The sequence below is a fragment of the Nocardioides sp. genome (assembly GCF_035429765.1).
GTDB lineage: Bacteria > Actinomycetota > Actinomycetes > Propionibacteriales > Nocardioidaceae > Nocardioides.
In genome coordinates this window covers 28,028-49,930 of record NZ_DAOMFK010000002.1, presented here as the reverse complement: position 1 = coordinate 49,930, position 21,903 = coordinate 28,028, and the positions used below count along the sequence as shown (strand labels likewise).

Below are 21,903 nucleotides of genomic sequence, written 5' to 3'. Positions count from 1 at the left end.
CCCGCGCCACGGTATACGATCGGGCACTGTGTGTGGTGGCCCGACGACACCACATCGAGCATCCGGGAACGAGGGCGGCGGTTCACGTGGTCGACGAGGTGGCGCTGCTCGACGACGACCCGAGTCGGTCCGGGGGCCCCAGCCAGATCGAGATCATCGCCGAGCTCACCAAGCTCCTCGAGAGCGAGGCCTTTTCCGGAACCCGGCGATCACGAGAGTTTCTCGCCTACGTGGTGACCGAGACCCTCGCCGGCCGATCCCATCGGCTGTCCGAGCGGACCGTGGGCAGGTACGCCTTGGGGCGGCACGACCGGTTCGACGGCCGGACGGACAGCTCGGTCCGCGTCCAGGCCACGCGGGTGCGCCGCGGGCTCGACACGTACTACGCGACGGAGGGGAAGCACGACCCCGTGCGGATCGACCTGCCGCCGGGCAGCTACGTGCCGGCGTTCGCCCGGCACGTGTCAGACGTGGCACCTGTGTGGACACAGGATGACCCGTTGGTTGCCGTCCTTCGGTTCGAGGCCTCCGGTGATCCCCGAGCTCCGCGCATCGCGGCCTCGATCAGCGAGGCCCTCGTGCGCCGGCTCAGTGCGTTCCCGGGGCTTCGGGTGGTCGGACCGGCGAGCGCCACGTCGGATGACCCGCGCCTGATCGCTCACCGTCTGGGGGCCAGGTTCGTCCTGGAGGGCAGGGTGGGTGTCCAGGATGGTCAGGTGCGCCTCGCCGCGCGTCTCTCCGATGGTGCGTCACGCGACGTGGTCTGGGCGATCTCGGACACCTGTGACGCCGCGTCGTTCAGCGGTTTCCAGATCGAGGACCAATGGACAAGCGCGATAGCGGGGGAGCTCGGCGACTACACCGGTGTCGTGTTCCGCCGCGAGAGGGCAAGCGTCCTCCCCGGGTCTAGCCCGCTCGGCTACGCGGCGAAGCTCGCGTTCTACGGCTACGTCGAGGAGGGGACCAAGGAGTCGATCGCCGCCGCGGGTGTGGCGCTCGACCGCGCGCTCGAGGTCGAGCAGTCGCCCCTGCTGCTGGCGATGCGAGCGTCGATCCACAACGCCCATGCGAGTGCGGAGGGCCTTGCCGACCACGAGCAGGATCTGCGGGCCGCCGTGCGCCTAGCCCGTGAGGCACTGGTGCTGGACCCGCGCAGTGCCCACGCGCACCTGGTCCTGGGCACCACCGCCTGGCTGCGTCAACAGTGGGACCTGGCCAGGCATCATGCCGCCGAGGGAGTTCGGCTCTCTCCCACTCACCCCATCGTGCTGCTCACCGCAGGCACCATTGCCGCGGTCTCGGGAGACTGGGACGACGGCCTGTCCTGGATGCGGGAAGGCTTCAGGCTCAACCCCCACCACCCCGGGTACGCCCATGCGGTGCCGGCGTTGGCGTGCCTGATCGCGGGAGACGACGCCGAGGCCCTCGCGGAGGCGAGTCTGGTCCACGCGCCGGGTCAGGTCTGGGGGCCGCTCTACCGCGCGATGGCGCTCGCTGGCCTCGGGTACGACGAGCAAGCACGCGAGGAGATGGCGGAGGTGCTGGAGATCGATCCGAACTTCCTCGACGACCCCGCGTCGTTCTTTGCGACCGGGTCCAACTGCACCGACGAGCAGCTCAGGGCCCTCCAGCGACACCTTGAACTCTGGACTGACCCGTCCGGGTGAGTCGAGTCCGGTCACCGGCGCCAGGCGTCCCTGAGGTTGACCAGGAGCACCACGGCCGCGAGGCCACCCAGCGCGTAGGCGGTGACCTCCTGCCAGTCCTCGACGGCGAGCACCAGGAGCCAGCCCAGCGTGACGATGACCACCGCTCTCACCAGGAAGGCGAGCAGGTAGCCGCGGGCCAGAGCCTCGAGGGACAGCATCATGGCAAGAGTGACCACCAGGACCGTGGTGCGGGTGGTGCCGGTGGGCCACACCAACCGGGACAGCATCCACAGGATCAGCGGGGTGCTCAGGATCGCCCAGACTCCCAGGAAGCCCTCCCGTGTGCGGCCACCCCGCTCGATAGGGGTGTGCCGGTGGCGCAGGTGCGCGTGGACGTGGGGGATCGCGGGCCCACTCCCCAGCTGCCGCTCGAGCCTGCTGCGCTCGGTGCGCAGCTCCGCCGCGCGACGTCGGGCTGCGAGGAGATCGGTCTCGCGTGCCTGGAGGTCGCGGACCCCAGGTGAGTCGGGGTCGAGCCCGGCGGCCTCGATGCGCAGCTGTTCACGCTCCGAGTCGACGCGGGACTCGATTCCCTCGAGCTCGTCATCGATGCTGTTGAGTCGGTGCTCGAGGGTAGCCAGCGCCGCGGCCGGGCCCGGCGGGACCTTGGCCAGACCGGCCCACCCCACCGGGTCGGCCCACGAGGCCCTGATGGTGCCGTCACGCTCGTAACGTGGGCCGGCGGGCCCGCGCTCGCCACCGAAGCGGTCTCGGGTGTCGTGACCCCACAGCCCGCGGTACTCGACCACCCATGGCGTGTCGTCGCCGATCGGCACGGAGGTCCACCCGACCTCCTCACCCGGCCCGATACCGAGGCCGTCGCCTCGCGCATAGTCCACGAAGGGGATTCCCATCCCCCGCGCGGCCTCGGCCCACGGGGTCACCAGCCGTGCGACCCGTCGGACGAAGGCGAGGAACCCGAGGAAGGACGGCGGCTGGACGGTGATCAGGTAGTCACCCGCGAGGTAGGCCCCGGAGTGGGATCCGGCGCCGACGAACACGATGGGATGCCGACCATCGACCAGGCCCAGGTCGGGGTCGTCCCACCGGCGCCGTAGGTCGTCCCCCGTCTCGTCGTGGGCGGAGAAGACCACCCAGCGGGGGACGGGGAACCCGTCCTCGTCCGTGTCGCCGGTGGCGTCGAGGTAGACGGTGACCTGTTCCCAGTCCGCCTCGTGCTCGTTCACGCCGCCGAAGCCGGACCGCCAGTTGTTGAACGCGTAGAAGAACCAGTACTGACAGACCAGGTAGCCCCCGTCGTGGACGACGCGCCCGTAGTAGGTGGGACGCTCCGGCTGCAGATGATCGGCCTGGACCCGGCGCGAGAGGGTGGCGCTGCCACCGGGAACCGCTCCGCGCAGGAGCAGCGAGAGTCGGCTCAACGCGTCGACGGTTCGGCTGAGGACCCCCACCGCGGCGAGCCGGCTGCCGCCGCGAAGGCGTTCCCCGCGGTCGCGGCGAGGGATCCGGTCCCGCCAGGTCGTGGGCCGGCCGACGTCGACCACCGAGAGCGCCTGGCCCGGGGCGCCGGTCTCTGCGCCGAGCAGGGCCAACCGGTCGAGGTCGAGCGAGCCGGCCGGAGCCTCGACCTCGACGCCGTCCGGGGACGTCCGCCACAGCGCAGCGCGGGCGACGTAGCCGGTGACGCTGACCGGAACGAACACCTCTCCGCGGGTGAGCCTGAGGACCGGTTCGAACCGGCGCAACAGGGCGCGGTCGTCAGCGGCGGCCGTCACGCCGGTGCCATCTGTGGCCAGATCGTCGACCAGTCGTTCCACGATCAGCCGCCGATCGTGCGGGGCTCGAGCCGCTCGCCCCGGGAGGACTCGACCACGACTTCGAAGCCGTCAGGGATGGAACCCTCCAGATCGGCGACCAGCAGATCGACAGGAGGCAGGTCTTGCGGCGTCTGGACGTACACGTAGAAACTGGTGGCCACACCCTCGACCTTCGTGATCGAGGCGCCGGGCGTGTCGTCGATCCACTCGGATGCGGCTGACTGCACCCTGCCCGTCCACACCGACAGCGCATAGGAGGCGAGGGTGTTCCCCACCAGCGGGAGCGACACCACCAGCAGCAGCGCGCCCACGGTGATAGAGGCGCGGCGGCTGGGTCGCCCTGAGTGCTGGATCGCCTCCTCGGCGTACCCCAGCATCGCGAAGACCAGCGTGCCGGACAGGACCAGGGCGAGCAGGTTGGACAGGAAGAGGAGAAGGGCCCCTAGTGCCAGAAGGAAGCTCCCCTGTCCTGCGCACAGACCCACGACAGCGAGGGGAGGGACCAGCGAGATGGAGATCGCGACCCCGGGCAGCACCGCGGCGACGTCTCGGCGGGCCAGTGCCACAGCACCGGCGAGCCCCGTGGCGACTGCGGCCACGAGGTCGAGTGCCCCGGGGGCGGTTCGCCCGGCGATCTGTGAGTTGCCCACCAGGTCATAGCTGTCGGGGAGCACCAGCGCGAACGCCACGCCGATCACCACCACCAGCGTGCCACCGAGGAGAGCGAACCGGATCCCCCCGGTCGGTTGCTGCTTCACGATCGAGAGGGCGATGCCCATGATCGGCGTCGACAAGGGGGCGATGATCATGGCCCCGATCACGGTGGCGGTGGAGTCGGCCAGCACGCCCGCGGAGGCGATCACCGCGGAGAGCGCCAGCATCGTCCAGAACGCCGACCGTTTCGAGCGGGTGTCGCCACTGGTCAGGTCGAGCTCGCCGGTCAGCTCCTCCAGGGTTCTCCGCTGGACCTCGGGCAGCAGGGTGTCGCGCAGCCCCGTGCGCCTGGTGGAGTCACTCGCCATCGGGCACCGCCATCCGCGTCATCTCACCGCGGGACAGCGCGGCGGCCGTGAGGTCGTCGAGGTCCATCGCAGCGGTGGACTCGCCCCACCGGTCGAGCTGAGCTCGCACGGAGTCCCGAGCGTTGGCGAAACGAGACGCGACCATGCGACGGGTCGCCCATTCCCTCTCGCGGGCCCGCAGTGCCTGCTCGATTCGCATGCACTGGTCGTCGGTCGCGGTCAGGCCGTAGGCCGCCTGGACCGCCTGGCACAGCTCGATCCGGTAGTCGTGTCCCTGCCGGACGAAGTCACCTGGCTTGCTGTTCATGCCGTTCTTCAGGTCGATCAGCGCGATGAGGAACGTGATCACCGGCCGGAACGCCGTTTCCCTGGGCACCCCTGCCGGCCGCGTGGCCGCCGGGCCCATCCACCACGGCGCTCGGACGGCCATCGCGTAGTCGAACTTCGTGATGGGGTCGTCGTGGTGGACGATCTGCACGTGCCGCACGCTGTCCGGTAACTGGGCGATCTGTCCCGCCTCGGCGACCTGGCCCAGCAGGCCCTCGGGGTCGACCGCGTCGGGGTCAGCGAACCAGCGCGACCACAGCTTCGAACGGAAGGGGGTGCCGAGGTAGAGCCCTGCCTCCACCCCGAGCTCGTCGAACCGGGCCGTGCCGTCCGCCGCTACGTCGAGTGCTACCTCGGCGCCGAGACTCTCACCGAAGTGGAGCACCCGGGGGCGTTGGGCTGCGGGCATGCCCGCGACCCGGTCCCGGATGGCTTCGAGGATGAGACGCTGCTGGATGACCCCGCTCCGGGCCAGATTGGTCGCCAGCGCGCTGGGGACCAGGGCGTACTGCGGCACCACGATGGCGCAGTCCCCGCGGGTCAGGTACTCGACCGCCTCGGCGAAGGAGCAGTTCACCCACCCGAACCCGGTCGGAGCCGCGACCACGATCGCGGACCGGTCGAACGCACCGAGGCGCTCCAGCTCGGCCAGCGCGATCTCAGCCCGATCCTCGGGTGTCTCAGCGCTGCCGAACCCGGCAACGGCCCGCACGGGTGCGATCGTCGGTCCGCCCATGACGGCCTCGATCTCCTCGGGACTCAGGGCCATGAGCACGAACCGCCGGCCCTCCTTGCCGATCGCGTCGAAGGCCACCATGCTCCTGGGTCCAGCAGTCACGTGCGGGCTCGTCGGGGGGTCCGGATAGGCGGGCTCCACCACGTCATCGGCACGCATGACGTAGCGGCGGACCCGATTCAGTGCCACGGCCGCCCCCCCGCTCAGCAGAGCAGCCGACGTGGCATGACCCACGAGTGGCGTCACCGGGTCGTTCGAGCGCCCCCGGACCCTTGACACGAGCTTGGGGACGCCCTCCGCGATGGCGAACTGCACCGCAGCCAGCGCCAGGAGCCCGCCTCCGGCCGCGGCCCCCATGGCCACGGACCGGGTCAGCTCCCTGGGAGCATGCTCAGCGGTGAACGGTCTCCGCTCGGCCGCGCGGCCCTGGGTGTGGACCCGAGCCCGTCGGTTGCGCAGCGCGACCCGGATCGCCGAACCACCGGCACCCAGCCCTGCGGCCACGGCCAGCTTGAACGGCAGACCCCGTCGCCCGATCCTGTCTTCGATCACCCTGTCCGAGCCGATCACCAGTGCGCTGGCGATCGCACCACCGGTGAGGATCCACGCCCCCGACTGGGTCAGGGCGAGCGGCAGCGGCACGTCATGGGTGTCCGGGACCGCCGCAATGGCGGCCACCCCGGCCACGCCCACGAGTGCGGACGCGGCCAGGGTCAGGTTCTCGGGGTCACCCGACCGACGCGACTTCACGATCAGCTCAGCGACCGACTCCACCGCGGACAGACCCAAGGAGGCGAAGCCCAGCCAGTACGCAGCAGAAGCGCCGGTGACGATCGCCTGGTCGGTCGTGGACCGCGGCAACAGACCCCGCGCGAAGGAAGGCCCGACACTGGCAGCAGCCGCTGCCACCCCAGTCCGCAGGGCGAGATACCGCCGCTCCCGGACGAACGTCCAGGCAGGCTTGACATCAGCCACGCCGCCTCCGGGCCGAGTGCGGCCGTGCTGCGGGTCTCATCGGGGTCCCTTCGTCGCAGGGGGTCAGGAGTGGCGGGCAGGTCGCCACGGGTGCCCGCATTCTGGTCGTGAGGGGGTCGGGGGGGCCAGCGCCCGTAACCGTTACAGACCGCTCCGCGGCCGGGAGACCTCCCTCGGGTCGGCGGGGATCCCTAGGGTGGACTCGACTTGCTCACCTGTCGCGGTGAGCACGCAATCGGGGTGGCGCAGTCCGAGCGCACCCATCAGAGAAGGGCACAGCGAGCATGCAGGTGGAGATCAGTTCAGGGCCGGCCTTCGCGTTCGGTGAGATCACGCTGCCTGCAGGTGGTGCAGTCCGCGTGGAGGCTGGGGCGATGGCCATGACTCGGGGCGACGTGCAGATGGCCACGTCCACGCAGGGTGGCTTCATGAAGGGTCTCAGGCGCTCGTTCGGCGGGGAGAGCTTCTTCGTCAACGACTTCAGCTCGGCGACCGGCGGTGTGGTCGCCGTGGCTGCGGCCTTGCCGGGTGACATGAGCCTGGTGACCCTGAACGGCTCGGGTGCGCTGCTCGTTCAGTCCGGGTCCTGGATCGCCTCGGAGACCACGGTCGAGGTGGATGCCAAGTGGGGTGGAGGCAAGACGTTCTTCAGCGGGGAGGGCCTGGTACTGCTGCGCTGCACCGGCAGCGGTGATCTGCTGATGTCCGCCTACGGTGCCATCCGCTCCTACACGCTGGCGCCTGGGGAGAAGGCGACGCTGGACACCGGACACGTCGTCGCGTTCGACGACACCGTGCAGTACGCCGTCCGCAAGGCTGGCAGCTGGAAGTCCACGCTCCTGGGCGGAGAGGGCCTGGTCACCGACTTCACGGGACCCGGGAGGCTGTGGCTGCAGACCCGCAGCAGCAGCGACCTGATCGGCTGGATCCAGAGCAAGCTGCCGCCGCCGGCCTCCCGCAGCTGAGGGCGGCGCCCAGCCGATGGCGGAATCGCTCAGGCGGTCGCTGGGGTCGCCAAGGCGTCTGCTGACGCCTGGCTGACCCTGCGGGCGATCACGATCGCCGCCACCAGCCCGGTCAGCATGAGAAGGTTGTTCGTCAGTCCACCGACCAGGGTCAGCGCGTTCTGATCTGCGCCCGACCCGCCCATGCCGACGGAGCCGAAGTCCCACACGGCATGGATGACCATGCCGGCAACCAGGGTCCCGGTGGACATGCGGACGACGTACAGCGCCGACCCGAGCAGGAACGCCATCACCATCTGCTGACCGGTGGCGGCGACCGACTGTCCGAAGAGCACGTTCATGGCGTGCAGCAGGGCGAAGATCGTCGAGCTGGCTGCCCAGGCCCCCACCTCGGTGAAGCGGCCACGGAAGCCGACCAGCGCGACGCCACGGGTGACCAGCTCCTCGCCGAAGCCCACCAGCGCGACGCCGAGTGCCAGGGACACGACCCAGGAGGCAGACACGGCCGAGTAGTCGATCGAGACGACGTTGAGCAGGGCGATGACCAGCATGACGACGGGCACCACGAGGGTCCATCGCGGGGCCACGCGGCGCTCCTCACGCATGGCCGGGTGCCACCAACCGAGCCAGGTGGTCAGTCCGATCAGGACGAGCACCGCCAGTCCCACGGCGGCAACGATCCCCTTGATGATGCTGCCGGTGGTGTCGCCCACGGTGTCGTAGTCCGTTCCCAGGACCCACCAGGTGCCCGCCATGATGGCCGCGTAGACGACGACGGCGATGACGCCGATGAGGGGCTTTGGTGCGATGCGCATACCTACTCCATGGGGCGTGGCCGGGAAACGTAGTTCGGTGTCTGGTCGACTGTCCCCCAGACTAGGTATCGAACCGGCGCTCAGCCCTCGGACGTAACGGTTACGCGTCGCGTCACTCGCGATCGCGGCAGGCGGTTCAGCCGGCGTACGCCCTCATCTGCCCCACCCGGGTGAATCGACGCCCTCCGGCCGCTGGTTAGCGGTCCGGCTCCTCGAGCGTCACTCCCGCGATCGATCGGACGGCCGCTCGCACGGTGGGGAACTGGTCCTCCGGCGCAAGCACGTCCGCATGCCCGGTCCTGCTGAGCTGCTCCACGAACGCGGCACGTGAGCGGGCCAGGACGAAGCGCACACCGCGCCCGCGCAGCTCGTCGGCGACGTCGGCGAAGGCTTGCGCGCCCGCGGTGTCCAGGTCGGTGACCGACTCGGCGTCGAACACCAGCGCCGTCACCGGGTAGGGCGCACCACGCACCGCATCACGCAGGCGGCCGCGGAAGTAGCGCGAGTTGGCGAAGAACAGTCGTTCATCCAACCGGTAGATCACGATCCCCGGCACCACCACCGCGTCGGGATGACGGACGACATCCACGAAGCGGCCGGCGGTCGGACTCCAGCCCAACACCGCGTCGCGTGGCTGCGCGCTGCGGCGAACGACGTCCAGGACGGACAGCAGCACGGCCAGGACGAGTGCAGGCAGCAGACCGATCGTGAGCATGCCAAGCACCGTGATGACCGCGACCAGCAGCTCGCCGCGAGAGCCGCGGGCGAACCCCCGCCAGGCGCCGAGGTCCATCAGCCCGAGGGCGGCGTAGATGATCACCGCGCCCAAGGTGGCCTTGGGGAGCAGGGCGAGGGCACCGGTCAGGAGGAGCAGCACCACGGTCACTCCCACGGCCTGAACCAGCCCGACCACCTGGGTGCGTCCGCCGAGTCGGATGTTCACCGCCGTGCGCGAGCCGCTCGACCCGAGCGGGAAGGACTGGGAGACCCCGGCGGCCACGTTGATGCCCGCGAGTGCGGTGAGCTCCTGGTTGGTATCGACGGAGGGGGAGTCCGGCTGGGCCAAGCTGCGGGCAGTGAGGATCGCGTCGGAGAACCCGACCAGTGCGATTCCTACCGCCGAGGGGAGCAGGATGGCGATGTCGGCCACCGACACCGAGGGCCAAGCGAGCTTCGGCAGGCCTGGCGGGATCTCCCCGACCAGCACCACCCCGCGGTCACCGAGGTCCCACAGCGCCGAGGCCCCGATCGCGGCAACAGTGACGAGCAGCAGCATCGGGAACTTGGGCAAGAACCGGCCCCCGACGATGAGCGCGGCAAGGCTCAGCACGCCGATCAGCAGGGTCGTGGCGTGCGTCCCACCGACCACACTGGCGGCGAACGACACGTACTCCATCAGCGCGGTGTCCCCCTCGACGGCCACCCCGGTGAGGTCGTCGAGCTGTCCCGACACCAGAGTCAGCGCGAGTCCGGTGAGGAACCCGAGCAGCACGGCTGCGGAGAAGTAGTCCGAGATCCAGCCCAGCCGCAGCAGTCGGGCGAGGAGGAACACCGCCGCGACGAGCAGCGCCAGCATCGCCGCCAGCACCGGGTAGTCCGCCGGGTCTGAGGAGACCGTCGCCAGCGCCGGTGCGACCAGCAGTGCCGAGGTCGCCGTCGGGCCGGTCATCAACGACCTGGAGGACCCGAGTGCGGAGTAGGCGACCAGGGGCAGCAACAGCCCGTACAGCCCCGCCACCACCGGGAGGCCCGCCGTCTGTGCGTACGCCATTGCCTGGGGCACGGCCAGCGCGGCCAGCGCGACCCCCGCGACCAGGTCGACACGAAAGAGCGTCCACGAGTAGCCGCGCACGGACGCGACCAGGGGGATGAAGCGCCACCGTGTCGCCTCGCGCGGTCTCTCCTGGAAGGGCTCCGGTGACTCGCCGTACTCCTTCGCTGCCCGGGACGGGTCGTCGTTGGGCGGGCTCACGTGCCTGGCCTCTCGTCAGGTTCCGGTGGTGCCGGCGGTACGCCGCTGTGGGACGCCGTCGACGTCCTGCACCGCTCCAGGATCAGCACGCACGCCCCTGACCTCGGGGGGACCAGGCCCTGGGTGATCTCGGCGTCGTAGGTCAGTCCCTGCGCCGTGATCCGCGGGTTGCTGAGCGTGAGGATGGCGTTTCCGGCCGGCTGCGCGTCGGGGTCCAGGAGGGACAAGGTGCCCGTGACCGAGCGCGCGCCTGGGGCCTGGTCCGGGACGAGGTGGTCCCACACATCGAGGAAGGCGCCGGTCGGAAGGTACCCGAGACCCGCTGCGGGTGACGGCGAGACCCAGATGGTCGAGGGGGACAGGTCCACAAGCGTCAGCGACCGCCCGTCGAACGTCAGGCTCCGCGCCACGTGGACGTACGCCTCGACCGGCTCAACCACGTGTCCTCAGCCTCCTCGAGATGACACATCTCCAGCCACAGGTCCAGTGGAACCCTCGGCGTCGCGGTGCGGCATCCTCCCCGGAGGACGAATCGGCACGAGCATCGTCGCGACGCCCTGGAGAGATCAGCCCTCGGGAGGCCCGGTGTCGGTGACGCCGAGGTGCACGCGCCATCCCGCCCAGGCCAGCGCGCCGACCGGGATCGGCAGCCAGAACGACACCAGCCGGTAGAGCAGCGTGCCGACGAGGGCGACGTCCCCACTGACCCCGATCAGCACCAGGAGCGCGGCAAGGCCGGCGTCGACGAAGCCGAGCCCTCCGGGGGTGATCGGGATCAGCGCGAGGGCCTGGGCGACGACGTACGCCATGAGCACCTCGGCTGGCCGGGCGTGGGCGCCGAACGCGGTCAGGGCCGCGACCAGGGCCGCGAAGTCGAACATCCGGTTGGCGGACGCTGCGAACACCGCGTGCCACCAGCGCCCCTCGAAGGCCGCCGCCACCCGGTCGCGCTGGGCGACCAACGTCGCGGCGGCGGAGTCTGCGGTCACCGACTCCTTGACCACGTGGAGGGCGTAGCCGCAGCCCCGCCCGATGACCACCACGAACCTGGTCCAGGCCAGCGCGCTGAGTCCCACCCCGACGATGACCACGGCCAGGATCAGGGAGACCAGTAGTCCGAGCTGCAGCTGCCTGGCCGGCGGCGGACCGATGAGCAGGGTCGGGATCGTGAGCACGGGGAGCAGGAGCAGCACACCGGTGGTGAGCAGACCCATCGCCGTCAACGCCGAGGCGACCGCGGCAGGGGGCTGGCCCTTCTGGATCAGCAGCTTCCCCTGCACGACGCCACCCGCTGCCGGCCCACCGGGCACGACCTTGCTCGCCGCGTTCCCCGCGAGCTGGGCGGTGGCCAGGGTGCCCCACCCGGCGATGGGTGCGTCCGTCCCCTCTTGCTCCGGGTGCGTGAGCGCGAGACGAGCCAGCCACCACAGGGCCGCCATGCTGCAGGTCTCCAGCGCGATCAGCACCAGGAACCACCAGAGCTGGACGTCGGCCAGGCGCGGCCAGGAGCCCAGCAGCGCGAGCAGGCTGGGTGCGACCACGTACAGCCCTACGCCGGTGACGAGCAGCCCGACCGCCCGTCCGCCCCAGCTCCGGGCCACTGCCCTCCGGGAACTCTTCATGCGACCTCGCTGTGCGGCGCCACTGCGCGACACGCTACCGCGAGCGGGACCGGCTACCGTGAGCGACATGACGATCCCACCCGAGCCGGTCCGGCTCGAGGTGCTGCGCCGGCCGGGGCAGCAGCCGCGATGAGCATCGCGCACACCCCCGAGCCGCCCTACACCGCGGTCATCTTCACCTCGGTCCGGACGGCGGCGGACGGCGGGTACGCGACGATGGCGCGGCGCATGGAGGAGCTGGCGGCCGAGCAGCCGGGCTACCTCGGCCACGAGTCGGCTCGCGAGGAGGTGGGCATCACCGTCTCCTACTGGACCGACGACGCGGCCGCGCGGGCCTGGAAGGCGGTCGCCGAGCACGTCATCGCCCAGGATCGCGGCCGGACGCTGTGGTACGCCGACTACCAGGTGCGGGTCGCCCGGGTCGAGCGCTCCTACGGCCCCGACGGTCCCCGCTGAGACACCTCACAGGTGGTCCGGGACGACGAGCGCGTCGGGGTCCTGTCGCGGAGGGACGTGGGCGAGAGCGGTGCGCACCAGTGCGGCCCGAGCGGCCACGGTGGCCCTCCGTCGGAGCCTTCCGCCCGTCTCGCCGGTGACCTGCTCGACGGCCTCGAGGATCTGCGCGTCGGTGAACTCGGGGCGGGTGCCGGGCTCGACCTGGACGTCCGGCAGAGCCACAAGTACCGGCAGCAGCTGCGCTCCTAGGCCGTCAAGGAGGAGGAAGCGCTGGTAGCGGTCCGTGGCCGCCCACGCGGCATCGATGTCCGCGGCGCCCTTGCGCAGCTCCCGGCGCCGGCTCCGCATCACCTGCTTGGCGGCGCCGGTAAGCGCGGCCGTCAGCTCCTGCTCGGTGAAGCGCATGGGTCCAGAGACTACTGAGTTCCCCACTCGACCCGGGCGATCGTGAAGTGGTGCCGGTTGGCCGTCGGCTCCTCCAGGAAGCCGATGCTGACGCGCGTGGGGTGCGCTAGCGTGAGGGGTGGCGAGGGCCCGAGCGGCCCGCCAGCGGCGGCGGAGGCGCACATCGATGCAGTCGACTGCGGAGTTCATGGAGTGGGTGGAGGGTCGCACCCCGGGCGAGGTGGAGTTCCACCAGGCCGTCGCCGAGGTGATGTCCTCGGTCTGGCCGGTGCTCCAGCGCAACCCTGAGTACGCCGAGGCCAAGATCCCGCAACGGATGGTGGAGCCCGAACGGGTGATCTCCTTCCGGGTGCCGTGGGTCGACGACACCGGGGAGATCCAGGTCAACCGGGGCTACCGGGTCGAGATGAACAGCGCGATCGGGCCGTACAAGGGCGGCCTGCGCTTCCGGTCCGACGTCAACCTGGGCATCTTGAAGTTCCTCGCGTTCGAGCAGTCGCTGAAGAACGCGCTCACCACGCTCCCGATGGGGGCCGGCAAAGGGGGTTCCGACTTCGACCCCAAGGGCCGCAGCGACGCCGAGGTGATGCGGTTCTGCCAGTCGTTCATGAGTGAGCTGTTCCGCCACATCGGGGACCACACCGACATCCCCGCAGGTGACATCGGCGTCGGTGCCCGTGAGATCGGCTTCCTCTTCGGGCAGTACAAGCGGGTGGCCAACGAGTTCACCGGCATCCTGACCGGCAAGGGCTCCACGTGGGGGGGAAGCCTGATCCGCCCCGAGGCCACCGGCTACGGGGTGGTCTACTTCGCCGACCAGATGCTCAAGACCCGCGACGAGAGCATCTTCCGCAAGAGCTGCCTCCTCTCGGGCTCCGGGAACGTCGCGCAGTACGCGGCCGAGAACGTCATCCGGCTCGGCGGGAAGGTGCTGACCATGTCGGACTCGTCGGGGTTCGTCCACGACCCCGACGGCATCGACGAGGAGAAGCTGGCCTGGATCATCGACCTCAAGGAGCGGCGGCGCGGCCGGATCGGGGAGTACGCCGAGCACGTCGGGTGCGAGTTCCGCGCGGGGGAGCGCCCGTGGGCCGTCGAGGGGGCCGAGGTGGCACTGCCGTGCGCCACCCAGAACGAGCTGAGCGGCCAGGACGCCAAGCTGCTGCTCGCCAACGGGGTGTACGTGGTGGCCGAGGGCGCCAACATGCCGAGCGATCCCGATGCCGTACGCCGGTTCGTCGACGCGCGCATCCTCTTCGGTCCCGGCAAGGCCGCGAACGCCGGTGGCGTGGCCGTCAGCGGCCTGGAGATGGCGCAGAACGCCTCCTTCGCCACGTGGAGCCGCGACAAGGTCGACTCGCGTCTCCTGGGGATCATGGTCGACATCCACCACAGCTGCATCCGGGCGGCCGCCGAGTACGACCGGCCCGGCAACTACGTGGTGGGGGCGAACATCGCCGGCTTCGAGAAGGTCGCGTCGGCGATGCTCGCGCAGGGCGTCGTGTGAAGGAGGGAAGATGAGCCGCAAGAAGATCGGCTACTTCGAGGGCACCGACTCGTCGTTGCTGACCGCCCTGATCTGCGACGGCCACGACACCCTTCCGGTGTCCAACGGCCGCGACAACCACGGCCGCAACGTCCGGCTGATCAACGACAAGAACCGGGTGGACCTCCTCATCGCCTACGTCCACAAGATCGTCGCCCCGGAGGGCGAGGCCCGCGAGAAGAACGACGTGCCCTTCCAGGAGCTGTTCCACATCTGCCGCATCTACGAGATCCCGCTGCTGCTGGAGACCCCGACGGCCCTGCAACCGAAGGCTGCGGCGCTGCTCGAGAGCCCTCCCGACATCGTCCGGATGGTCGACCCGTCGGACGCCCTGGACCTCGCTCGGCGCATCCTCGCCGACGGCTGAACGCCGGCGATCAGTCGCAGCTCAGTGCTCCCAGGTATGGACAACTGAGTTGTCTAATGGTTAGAGTTGGACAACACTGTTGACCAATTCGAAGGGACCTGCCGATGACCCTCCACGTTCACCTCCAGACGGCCCGGACGGTCGGGACGGCCGCGGCGACCATGCGCACGCTGGCGAGTCCCTCGTCCGAGCCCACCATGCCGTTCGCGGTCTGGCGCACCGAGCTTCCGGCGGGCTCTCGCGGCCCTGAGCACACCATCGACGTCGACCAGTTCGTCGTCGTGGTGGAGGGGGTGATCGACGTGACGGTCGAGCGCTCGACGTACGTGGTCCGGTCAGGGGACGGCCTGAAGCTTCCGGCGGGTGCCTCACGCACCGTCAGCGCATCCGGCCCGGCAGCCGCGGCCACCCTCACCGTCGGACAGCCCGGTGCCCGCGCCAGCGTCGGTGACGCGGATCCGGTGCTCGTTCCCTGGACCGCCTGAGCGGGCGCAGGTGCAGGCTGTGGAACCGGTTCCCTTCGTTCGGCTCCTCTCCATGGCCGTCACCGTGGCCCTCGAGGAGCTGCACACCGAGCTCGGCCGCAACGGCCACTCCAGCCTCCGGCCGGTGCACGGCTACGCGCTGAACGCCGTGCTGAACGGTCACCACACCGCAAGCGCCCTCGCGCCCCTGCTCGCGATGACCAAGCAGGGTGCGGCTCGCGTCGTGCAGCACCTGGTGGACGAGGGTTACCTCTCCCACGGGACGGACGCCGACGCGCGGCGCAAGGCCCTCGTCCTCACCGAGCGCGGCCACGAGGTCGTGAGGCTCTCGGTGCAGGTGCAGGAGCGGATCGAGGGGGAGTGGGCCGAGCTCGCCGGACGACGAGAGATGGCTGCGGTGCGCCGGGTCCTGGAGTCGGCGGTGCGGCACCGGGCCGGCACCAGCGAGCCGCCGCTGCGCCGCGGCTGGTAGGCCGATTGGCTCCTCGACGGGGCGCCGGCCACGGCTACAGCAGGTCCAGCTCCCGACCCCGGCGGACCGCGGCGGAGCGGCTGTTGACGTCGAGCTTGGTGAAGATCCGTTTGGTGTGCGTGCGCAGGGTGTTGAGCGACACGAAGAGCCGACGGGCGATCTCGGGGCCGGTCAGCTCGCTCTCGAGCAGGCGGAGCACCTCGAGCTCGCGCTCGCTCAACGGGTCGGGGAGCGCTGAGGGGATGACCGTCGTCGTGAGGAGCCTCCGAGCATGCCGCCGCAGCCCGTCCGTGCCTCCGCGGTCCTGGTCGGCGGCGGCGCGCAGCAGGGCCTGCATCGCAGCGCCCTCGTCGAGGAACAGCCGCGTGTAGCCGTCCGGCTCCGGGGCCCGGGCCAGCGCCCGGTCGAGCTCGGCGACCGCCTCGCCCCGGTCGCCGCGCAGGTCGTACGTGAGGGCGCGCAGCACGCCGACCTCCAGGAGGCTGCCGCCACGTCCGCTCTCCGGACCGGGCTCGAGCCGGTCCAGCAGGGCCAGTGCCTCGTCGTGGGTCTGCGGGTCGTGGCGGGCGAGCAGGAGCCGGACGAACGTCAGCTGCGCGTACTCGTCGAGGAATGTCGCCGGGTCTGTCACCGTGACCCGGTGCCCGCGCGCCCACTCCTCGGCGGCGGCGAGGTCGCCGGCCATCAGGTGCAGGCGCGCGCGCCGCGCGTGGATGGGACGGACGTCCGGGTAGAAGCCGGGACGGTAGAGCGCCTCGGCGCGGTCGAGCAGCTGGCCGGCGCCGGCGTGGTCCCCCTCGGCCGCGAGGAGCTGCGCCATCGCGACGAACCAGCGGTGCCGGTTCTCCGTGATGGAGGCTCGCTCGCCGAGCACTCGGGCGGTCTCGAGGTGCTCCCGTGCTCCCGCGAGGTCGTTGCGCTCGCGGTCCAGCTCGGCCAGGCCGACGTGCAGGTCGGCGGCGGCCCGGGGGTAAGGCGCGCCGTGTCCCGTCGCGGTCGCCAGGGCCTTCTCGTAGAGCCGGCGGGCCTGGTGGGGTCGGCCGGCGGTGACCCACATGTCGCCAAGGACCACGGTGGAGTCCAGCTCGTCGACCAGGTTCCCCGCCGCGTGCAGGTTGCGCAAGGCGTCGGAGAACGTCTCCAGGGCCTGCTCGACGTCGCCCGTTGCCCAGGACGCCAGGCCCAGGAACCCGCCCGCGGCGCCGCGCACGAAGTGGTCCTCAGCACCGGCCTGCTCGAGCGCACGCTGCGCGTGCCGGACAGTGTCCGCGACGTTGCCGCGGGCCTGGGCGAGCGCCGCGCGGTAGACCTCGACCGTCGCGGCAGCGGCGCGCTGGTCCTCCGTGTCCGGCCACGCCGCCGCGAGTGTCGGGTCCGCGTCACCCGCGGCCAGTGCGGCCTCGGCGTCGTCCAGACAGCGCTCCATCCCGACGAGGTCGCCGGTCATCATGCGGGACCAGGCGGACAGGGTGCTCAGCACCGGGCTACGGCGCACCACGGACTCCGGCAGCGCGGCGACCCACTCCAGGAGCAGGCGATCCTGCCGCGAGCGGCGCACCTCCGCCAGCCCGGTCTCCATCAGGTAGGCGGCGCGCTCCGGGTCCGCCGCCGCCAGTGCGTGCCGGACCGCGTCCGGTACCAAGCCGTGCTCGGAGTACCAGGCGCTTGCGGCCCGGTGCAGCACCGGCACCTCCTCGGGCCGTTCGGCGCCCAGTCGGGCGCGCAGGACGTCGCCGAAGAGGTGGTGGTAGCGGTGCCAGGTGCGTCCTGGGTCCAGCGGCACCAGGAAGACGTTGTGCCGCTCGAGCTCCTCGAGCACGTCCGTCCCGTGGGTCCCGCCGGTGAGCGCGTCGCACAGGGAGCCGGTCAGGCGGTCGAGGACCGCGGTCCGCAGCAGGAAGTCCCGGACCTCCGGACGCTGCCGGGCCAGGACCTCGTCCATCAGGTAGTCGAGGACGAAGCGGTGGCTGCCGGTGAAGTCCTGGATGAAGTCGTCGACCTCGCCTCGGTCGGGCAGGCCACGCAGCGACAGCGCCACCAGCTGGAGACCGGCCACCCAACCCTCGGTCCGCTCCTCCAGCGCCTGCACGTCGGCGTCGGTGACCTCCAGGTGCCTCACCCCGCGGAGCAGTTCGCGCGCCTCCTCGGCCGAGAACCGCAGGTCGGCGGCCCGGAGCTCGGTCAGCTGTCCACGGCTTCGCAGCCGGGCCAGGGGGAGAGGGGGGTCCGACCGGGTCGCGACCACCAGGTGCAAGTGGTCAGGCAGGTGGTCGAGCAGGAAGGTCAGCGCCTCGTGCACGTCAGCAGCGTCGATGACGTGGTAGTCGTCGAGCACCAGCAGCCAGTGCGCGTCAGGCTGCTCCTGACCCGCACGGACGACCTCGTTGACGACCGCGGTGAGCGTGGCGGGCGCCGGACTGTCGACCAGGACCTCGACCAGGTCTGGGTCGAGGTCGAGGTCGGTCCCGGCGAGGGCGGCCCAGAGGTGCACCAGGAACCGGGGCAGGGCGTTGTCGTCGTCGTCGAGGGACAGCCACGCGACTCGCTCGCGGTGCCGCGGCAGGTCCCCGACCCAGTCGCTGAGCAGCGTCGTCTTGCCGAACCCCGCCGCTGCCGAGACCAGGGTGAGCCGGTGGCCGGGCACCAGCGTGCCGCCCAGAGCGTGGACGAGCCGCGGACGGGCGACCAGATCCGGTCGCCGCGCCGGCGGGAACAGCTTCGTGGCGAGGACCGGTGTCGGCACCTACGGATCATAGAGGCCGCGTGGGCAGAGCGAACCGACATGAGACTGCGGTATCGTCATGAGATGGATTCGTCGTACCTGCTCACGGGCCGCACCCGCCAGAAGCAGCGGACCCGGGATGCCCTGGTGGCGGCGACCCGCGAGCTGGTCAGTGCCGGGACGACGCCCACCGTGGAGCAGGCGGCCCTGGCCGCCGGCGTGTCGCGACCCACGGCGTACCGGTACTTCCCCAACCAGCGGGCGCTGCTGGTGGCGGTGCGTCCCGAGCTGGACGCCCCGTCGATCCTGGCCGACCCGCGAGTGGTCGATCCACGCGAGCGGCTTCAGCAGGTGGTCGACACGATCACGTCCTGGGTGCTCGAGTGGGAGGCCGAGCTGCGCACCGCGCTGCGACTCTCCCTCGACCCGGCCGCTCCGGAGGATCCGCTGCGGATGCGCGCGGGTCGTGCGATGGGCTGGATCTCCGACGCCCTGTCGCCGCTGGCGGACCGGATGGCGCCGGACGAGCTGGCGCGGCTCGCGATGGCGATCCGGTCGGCCATCGGCATCGAGTCGTTCGTCTGGCTCGTCGACGTCGCCGGGCAGACCCGGGAGGAAGCCCGGGAGATCACCCGCTGGTCGGGGATGGCGTTGTACGACGCGGCGGTGAGTCGCGGCGCGCCGCCACACGAGGTCTTGCGTTCCTGATACTTCTGTCTCATCATGAGACATCGATCTGCGCACGGGCAGATCCAGACGAGGGGGACGAGATGGACTTCCGAAGCTTCCTGACCGCCCGGGCCGGCGCCCTTCTGGTAGCGGCCGCCCTGGGTGTGCCGTCGCTGGCCGCGTGTGGGGGATCGGCCGACGGGAGTTCGTCCGAGTCCTCCACCCCCGCGGCGGCTGACACGCCCGCCACGGGCGAGGCCACCCCCACCGAGAGCGCGGCTGCCGGAGACGGGGAGACCACGGCGTCGCTGACCTGGCCCCAGGGCGTCGGCGAGTTCCCGCTGAACGTCTGCGCCAGCGTCGGGGAGCACACCATCCAGGGCGGCGGGACCAGCGAGGACGGCACGTGGAACCTCGTCCTCGACGCGAACCTGCTCGCAGCGGGGGACACCGGCACGTTGACGGTCTCCCAGACGTCGGACATGAGCGTCGTCTACGACGCCGACGTCACGGACCTGACCGTGCAGTCGGACGGCTCCTTCACCGGCTCAGGCATGGACGCCGCCGAGGCGCCGTTCACGATCACCGGCACCTGCGACGTGACCTGGTAGTCATGGGCGGCCCCTCGCGCCGACGGGTGCTGCTGGCGTCGGGCCTGGCAGTCGCGCTCGTCTCGTGCAGCAGCACCCCCGGCCCGGGGCCCGCGCCTGCTCCGGCACCTGATGCCTCAGCGGGGTCCTCTGTGGCGGCCCTCCGCGCGCTGCCGTTCACCGAGGCAACCGTCGACGGCTTCGCCTCGGTGCTGGAGCGGTCCGGCGTCGAGGTCGTCGAGGACTTCGACTCCACGGCCACCGCCCCGGTGCGGGTCACCCGTTGGCAGGCCGAGAACATGGCCGCCGAGGTGGCCAACGGGGGTGGCCCCACCGGGCGGACGCTCGACTCCCTGGTCCCGGTGCCCCAAGGGGCTCCGCCCCTGCCGTTCCTGGTCGTTGCCTGGATGCAGCAGGGTGCCACGCCGGGTGCGCGGTTCGCGCATGCCCTGTACGAGGGGCAGGACCTGGCCAACGCGTTCGAGGTCCGGTTCCCCGACGGCGTGCTGGCGCTGTTCCTGGCCGACGCCACCGCGGGGGGCGGCGCGCCGGCGGTCACCGCGTCACCGGCACTCGTGACCGGTGGGGGCACCGTGCGCGCGGTGCCGGCCGCCGCGCACGCCGACCTCACCGATGCGCCGTGCTCGACGGTGTCGCACTTCGTCCAGGACGCCCTCGCGGCCGTGGCAACGGCCCTGACCATCAAGACCACGGGAGGCGGCTTCGCGGGCTTCCTGGCCGCCATCTGGAACACCGCCGTCCAGCTGGCCAGCCGGTTCGTCAGCGGGCTGATCGAGACGCTGACCAGGCCGGTAGTGGCGCAGCTGGTCGCGGTCCTGAACGCTGTGGCCGCGGTGCAGCAGGTCGCCAGCGTGCTCATCGCCTGGCGGGCGCCGCTCACCCCGACACCTGAGACGACCCGCTTCGGAGTCGTGCCGGAGGAGGTCACCGGTGAGGTGGTGATGCAGCTGCAGCCGCACGTGCTGCCGGCGCCGGACGCGGTCAGGGACTGCGCCTCGAGCGTGGGTGTCGACATCTCAGCGACCGCCGCCGGATCGGGCGTCACCTGGACGACCGAGCCCACCCCCCGCGTCGACCTGGCGACCACGACGTCGGCGGACAAGGCGCTGGACGCCACGGAGTCCGCGACTCTGCGCTACCGGACGGGCCAGGAACCCCAGGACGCGCTGGAGGAACCGCCGCGCACCGGCACGTTCGCGGTGAGTGCCACGATGCGACGCAACGACGTCGAACGGCTGCGGCAGCTCATCTCCCAGCTCCTCCTGGCCCAGGTGCCCACGTCGTTGCGGTCCCTGGTGGAGTCGATCGCCGGGCCGATCCTCAACGCCGCCACCGCCAGGCTCGCCGAGCTCACCGACGTGCACTCGCGCAGCCAGGTCCCCGTCACCTTCCACGGAGCGGCGGACCAGTGCCGCAAGGGCCGGATCGCCGCCGGCACCTACGTCGCTCCGGTCGAGAAGGACCTTCGTGCCGCGGGCGGCGTGACCGGGCACACCTCGGGCACGGTGACCCTCGTCGTGGACGCCGCCGGCCGGGTGACGGGGACGATCGACGTGGTCAGCGACGCCCGGGGCGGCGGCTACTCCGGCCACGCGACGGAGCGGTCGCGCATCTCGGGCCCGACCGCCGCCCCTGTGGTCACCCTGGTCGAGCGGATCGTCGACGGAGCCGACCTGACCACGCCGAACAGCACGACCACTCCGGCCATGCGGGGACTGTGCCCTCCCGCGATCAGGTGGAACCTGGCCAGCCTCGCTCCCGGGGTCCAGGTCGTGGGTGGGTGGGACGTGGTGGCCACCCGGACCCGGTGAGACGGCCGAGCAGCGGCAGGGCCAATGGTGGCTAGAACAGACTTGTATCGAACACTGGTCCGTTCTATCCTCATGGGGGAGGAGGCGACCCGCATGAAGAATCAGGATGGTCCGGCAGACACCCGGATGATGGGAATCGTCCACGCAGCGCTGAAACGGGACCTGCTCCGCGTCCGTCGAGTACTGAGTGGAGCGCCGGCTCCGCAGGGTCGCCAGCGGGTGGCGCTGGGGCAGCACGTGACCTGGATGCTGGGATTCCTGCATGCCCACCACAGCGGTGAGGACGCTGGGCTGTGGCCGCTGGTGCGACAGCGCAACCCCGCTGCCTCGGCGCTGTTGGACTCGATGGAGGCCGACCATGCGCGGATCGCCCCGGCGGCGGAGGTGGCCGCGGAAGCGGCACGTGAGTACACCGCGGCGACAAGCGACTCCGCTCGG

Annotated in this window: 20 protein-coding genes; 11 read left to right on the top strand and 9 right to left on the bottom strand. The window is 71.1% G+C overall.

The annotated features are described in order from the left end of the window. Positions 1-98 precede the first annotated feature (98 nt). Complete coding sequence (locus PLP61_RS00535) at positions 99-1,667, top strand: hypothetical protein (RefSeq protein WP_324499307.1); 1,569 nt, start codon at positions 99-101, stop codon at positions 1,665-1,667. A gap of 11 nt (positions 1,668-1,678) precedes the next feature. On the opposite strand, the gene PLP61_RS00530 is transcribed toward PLP61_RS00535, so the two are convergent. Genes PLP61_RS00530 through PLP61_RS00520 form a run of 3 tightly spaced genes read right to left on the bottom strand, consistent with a single transcriptional unit; the run spans position 1,679 to position 6,433 of the window. After that, positions 1,679-3,445, bottom strand: a complete 1,767-nt coding sequence (locus PLP61_RS00530) for a hypothetical protein (protein WP_324499305.1) — start codon at positions 3,443-3,445, stop codon at positions 1,679-1,681. A gap of 44 nt (positions 3,446-3,489) precedes the next feature. Then, on the bottom strand, positions 3,490-4,509 hold the full coding sequence (locus PLP61_RS00525) for a DUF389 domain-containing protein (RefSeq protein WP_324499303.1): 1,020 nt from the start codon (positions 4,507-4,509) through the stop codon (positions 3,490-3,492). Continuing rightward, the gene (locus tag PLP61_RS00520) at positions 4,499-6,433 is read right to left on the bottom strand and encodes an alpha/beta-hydrolase family protein (RefSeq protein ID WP_324499301.1); all 1,935 of its coding nucleotides are present in this window, start codon (positions 6,431-6,433) and stop codon (positions 4,499-4,501) included. The genes PLP61_RS00525 and PLP61_RS00520 overlap by 11 nt, the downstream gene beginning before the upstream one ends. A 398-nt stretch (positions 6,434-6,831) precedes the next feature. On the opposite strand from PLP61_RS00520, the gene PLP61_RS00515 reads away from it, so the two are divergent. Next, positions 6,832-7,512, top strand: a complete 681-nt coding sequence (locus PLP61_RS00515) for a TIGR00266 family protein (RefSeq protein WP_324499299.1) — start codon at positions 6,832-6,834, stop codon at positions 7,510-7,512. 29 nt (positions 7,513-7,541) lie between these two features. Here the strand turns inward: PLP61_RS00515 and PLP61_RS00510 are convergent, their stop codons facing one another. From PLP61_RS00510 to PLP61_RS00495, 4 genes are all read right to left on the bottom strand, one after another. Then, positions 7,542-8,327, bottom strand: a complete 786-nt coding sequence (locus PLP61_RS00510; RefSeq protein ID WP_324499297.1) for a CPBP family intramembrane glutamic endopeptidase — start codon at positions 8,325-8,327, stop codon at positions 7,542-7,544. A 196-nt stretch (positions 8,328-8,523) separates the two neighbouring features. Next, positions 8,524-10,299 carry a SulP family inorganic anion transporter gene (locus tag PLP61_RS00505; RefSeq protein WP_324499296.1) on the bottom strand — a complete coding sequence of 592 codons (1,776 nt, stop codon included), beginning with the start codon at positions 10,297-10,299 and terminating at the stop codon, positions 8,524-8,526. Further along, entirely contained in the window at positions 10,296-10,739 is a 444-nt protein-coding gene (locus PLP61_RS00500; protein WP_324499294.1) for a hypothetical protein, read from the bottom strand. Before PLP61_RS00500 ends, PLP61_RS00505 begins: the two co-directional genes overlap by 4 nt. Positions 10,740-10,865: 126 nt before the next feature. Continuing rightward, on the bottom strand, positions 10,866-11,921 hold the full coding sequence (locus PLP61_RS00495) for a lysylphosphatidylglycerol synthase transmembrane domain-containing protein (protein ID WP_324499292.1): 1,056 nt from the start codon (positions 11,919-11,921) through the stop codon (positions 10,866-10,868). A gap of 129 nt (positions 11,922-12,050) precedes the next feature. On the opposite strand from PLP61_RS00495, the gene PLP61_RS00490 reads away from it, so the two are divergent. Beyond that, positions 12,051-12,377, top strand: a complete 327-nt coding sequence (locus PLP61_RS00490; protein WP_324499290.1) for an antibiotic biosynthesis monooxygenase family protein — start codon at positions 12,051-12,053, stop codon at positions 12,375-12,377. A 6-nt stretch (positions 12,378-12,383) separates the two neighbouring features. Here PLP61_RS00490 and PLP61_RS00485 read toward each other — a convergent pair whose 3' ends face one another. Continuing rightward, entirely contained in the window at positions 12,384-12,782 is a 399-nt protein-coding gene (locus PLP61_RS00485; protein ID WP_324499288.1) for a hypothetical protein, read from the bottom strand. Between the two features lie 166 nt (positions 12,783-12,948). Between PLP61_RS00485 and gdhA the strand changes: the two genes are divergently transcribed. The 4 genes from gdhA (at position 12,949) to PLP61_RS00465 (ending at position 15,652) form a co-directional block, all read left to right on the top strand. Next, on the top strand, positions 12,949-14,289 hold the full coding sequence (gene gdhA, locus PLP61_RS00480; protein ID WP_324499286.1) for an NADP-specific glutamate dehydrogenase: 1,341 nt from the start codon (positions 12,949-12,951) through the stop codon (positions 14,287-14,289). 10 nt (positions 14,290-14,299) lie between these two features. Beyond that, positions 14,300-14,695 carry a hypothetical protein gene (locus PLP61_RS00475; RefSeq protein ID WP_324499285.1) on the top strand — a complete coding sequence of 132 codons (396 nt, stop codon included), beginning with the start codon at positions 14,300-14,302 and terminating at the stop codon, positions 14,693-14,695. 104 nt (positions 14,696-14,799) lie between these two features. After that, positions 14,800-15,180 carry a cupin domain-containing protein gene (locus tag PLP61_RS00470; protein WP_324499283.1) on the top strand — a complete coding sequence of 127 codons (381 nt, stop codon included), beginning with the start codon at positions 14,800-14,802 and terminating at the stop codon, positions 15,178-15,180. Between the two features lie 52 nt (positions 15,181-15,232). Then, positions 15,233-15,652: a MarR family transcriptional regulator gene (locus tag PLP61_RS00465; RefSeq protein WP_324499281.1), complete on the top strand. Its 420-nt coding sequence runs from the start codon at positions 15,233-15,235 to the stop codon at positions 15,650-15,652. Positions 15,653-15,686: 34 nt separating this feature from the next. Here PLP61_RS00465 and PLP61_RS00460 read toward each other — a convergent pair whose 3' ends face one another. Further along, on the bottom strand, positions 15,687-18,395 hold the full coding sequence (locus PLP61_RS00460; protein WP_324499279.1) for a winged helix-turn-helix domain-containing protein: 2,709 nt from the start codon (positions 18,393-18,395) through the stop codon (positions 15,687-15,689). A gap of 63 nt (positions 18,396-18,458) precedes the next feature. Between PLP61_RS00460 and PLP61_RS00455 the strand changes: the two genes are divergently transcribed. The 4 genes from PLP61_RS00455 to PLP61_RS00440 form a co-directional block, all read left to right on the top strand. After that, complete coding sequence (locus tag PLP61_RS00455; protein ID WP_324499277.1) at positions 18,459-19,082, top strand: TetR/AcrR family transcriptional regulator; 624 nt, start codon at positions 18,459-18,461, stop codon at positions 19,080-19,082. Positions 19,083-19,144: 62 nt separating this feature from the next. Further along, positions 19,145-19,654 carry a hypothetical protein gene (locus PLP61_RS00450; RefSeq protein ID WP_324499275.1) on the top strand — a complete coding sequence of 170 codons (510 nt, stop codon included), beginning with the start codon at positions 19,145-19,147 and terminating at the stop codon, positions 19,652-19,654. Between the two features lie 131 nt (positions 19,655-19,785). After that, a complete protein-coding gene (locus PLP61_RS00445) occupies positions 19,786-21,465 on the top strand; it encodes a hypothetical protein (protein WP_324499273.1) in 1,680 nt (559 codons plus the stop codon). Between the two features lie 93 nt (positions 21,466-21,558). Then, a partial coding sequence (locus PLP61_RS00440; RefSeq protein ID WP_324499271.1) for a hemerythrin domain-containing protein occupies positions 21,559-21,903 on the top strand: 345 nt, incomplete at its 3' end.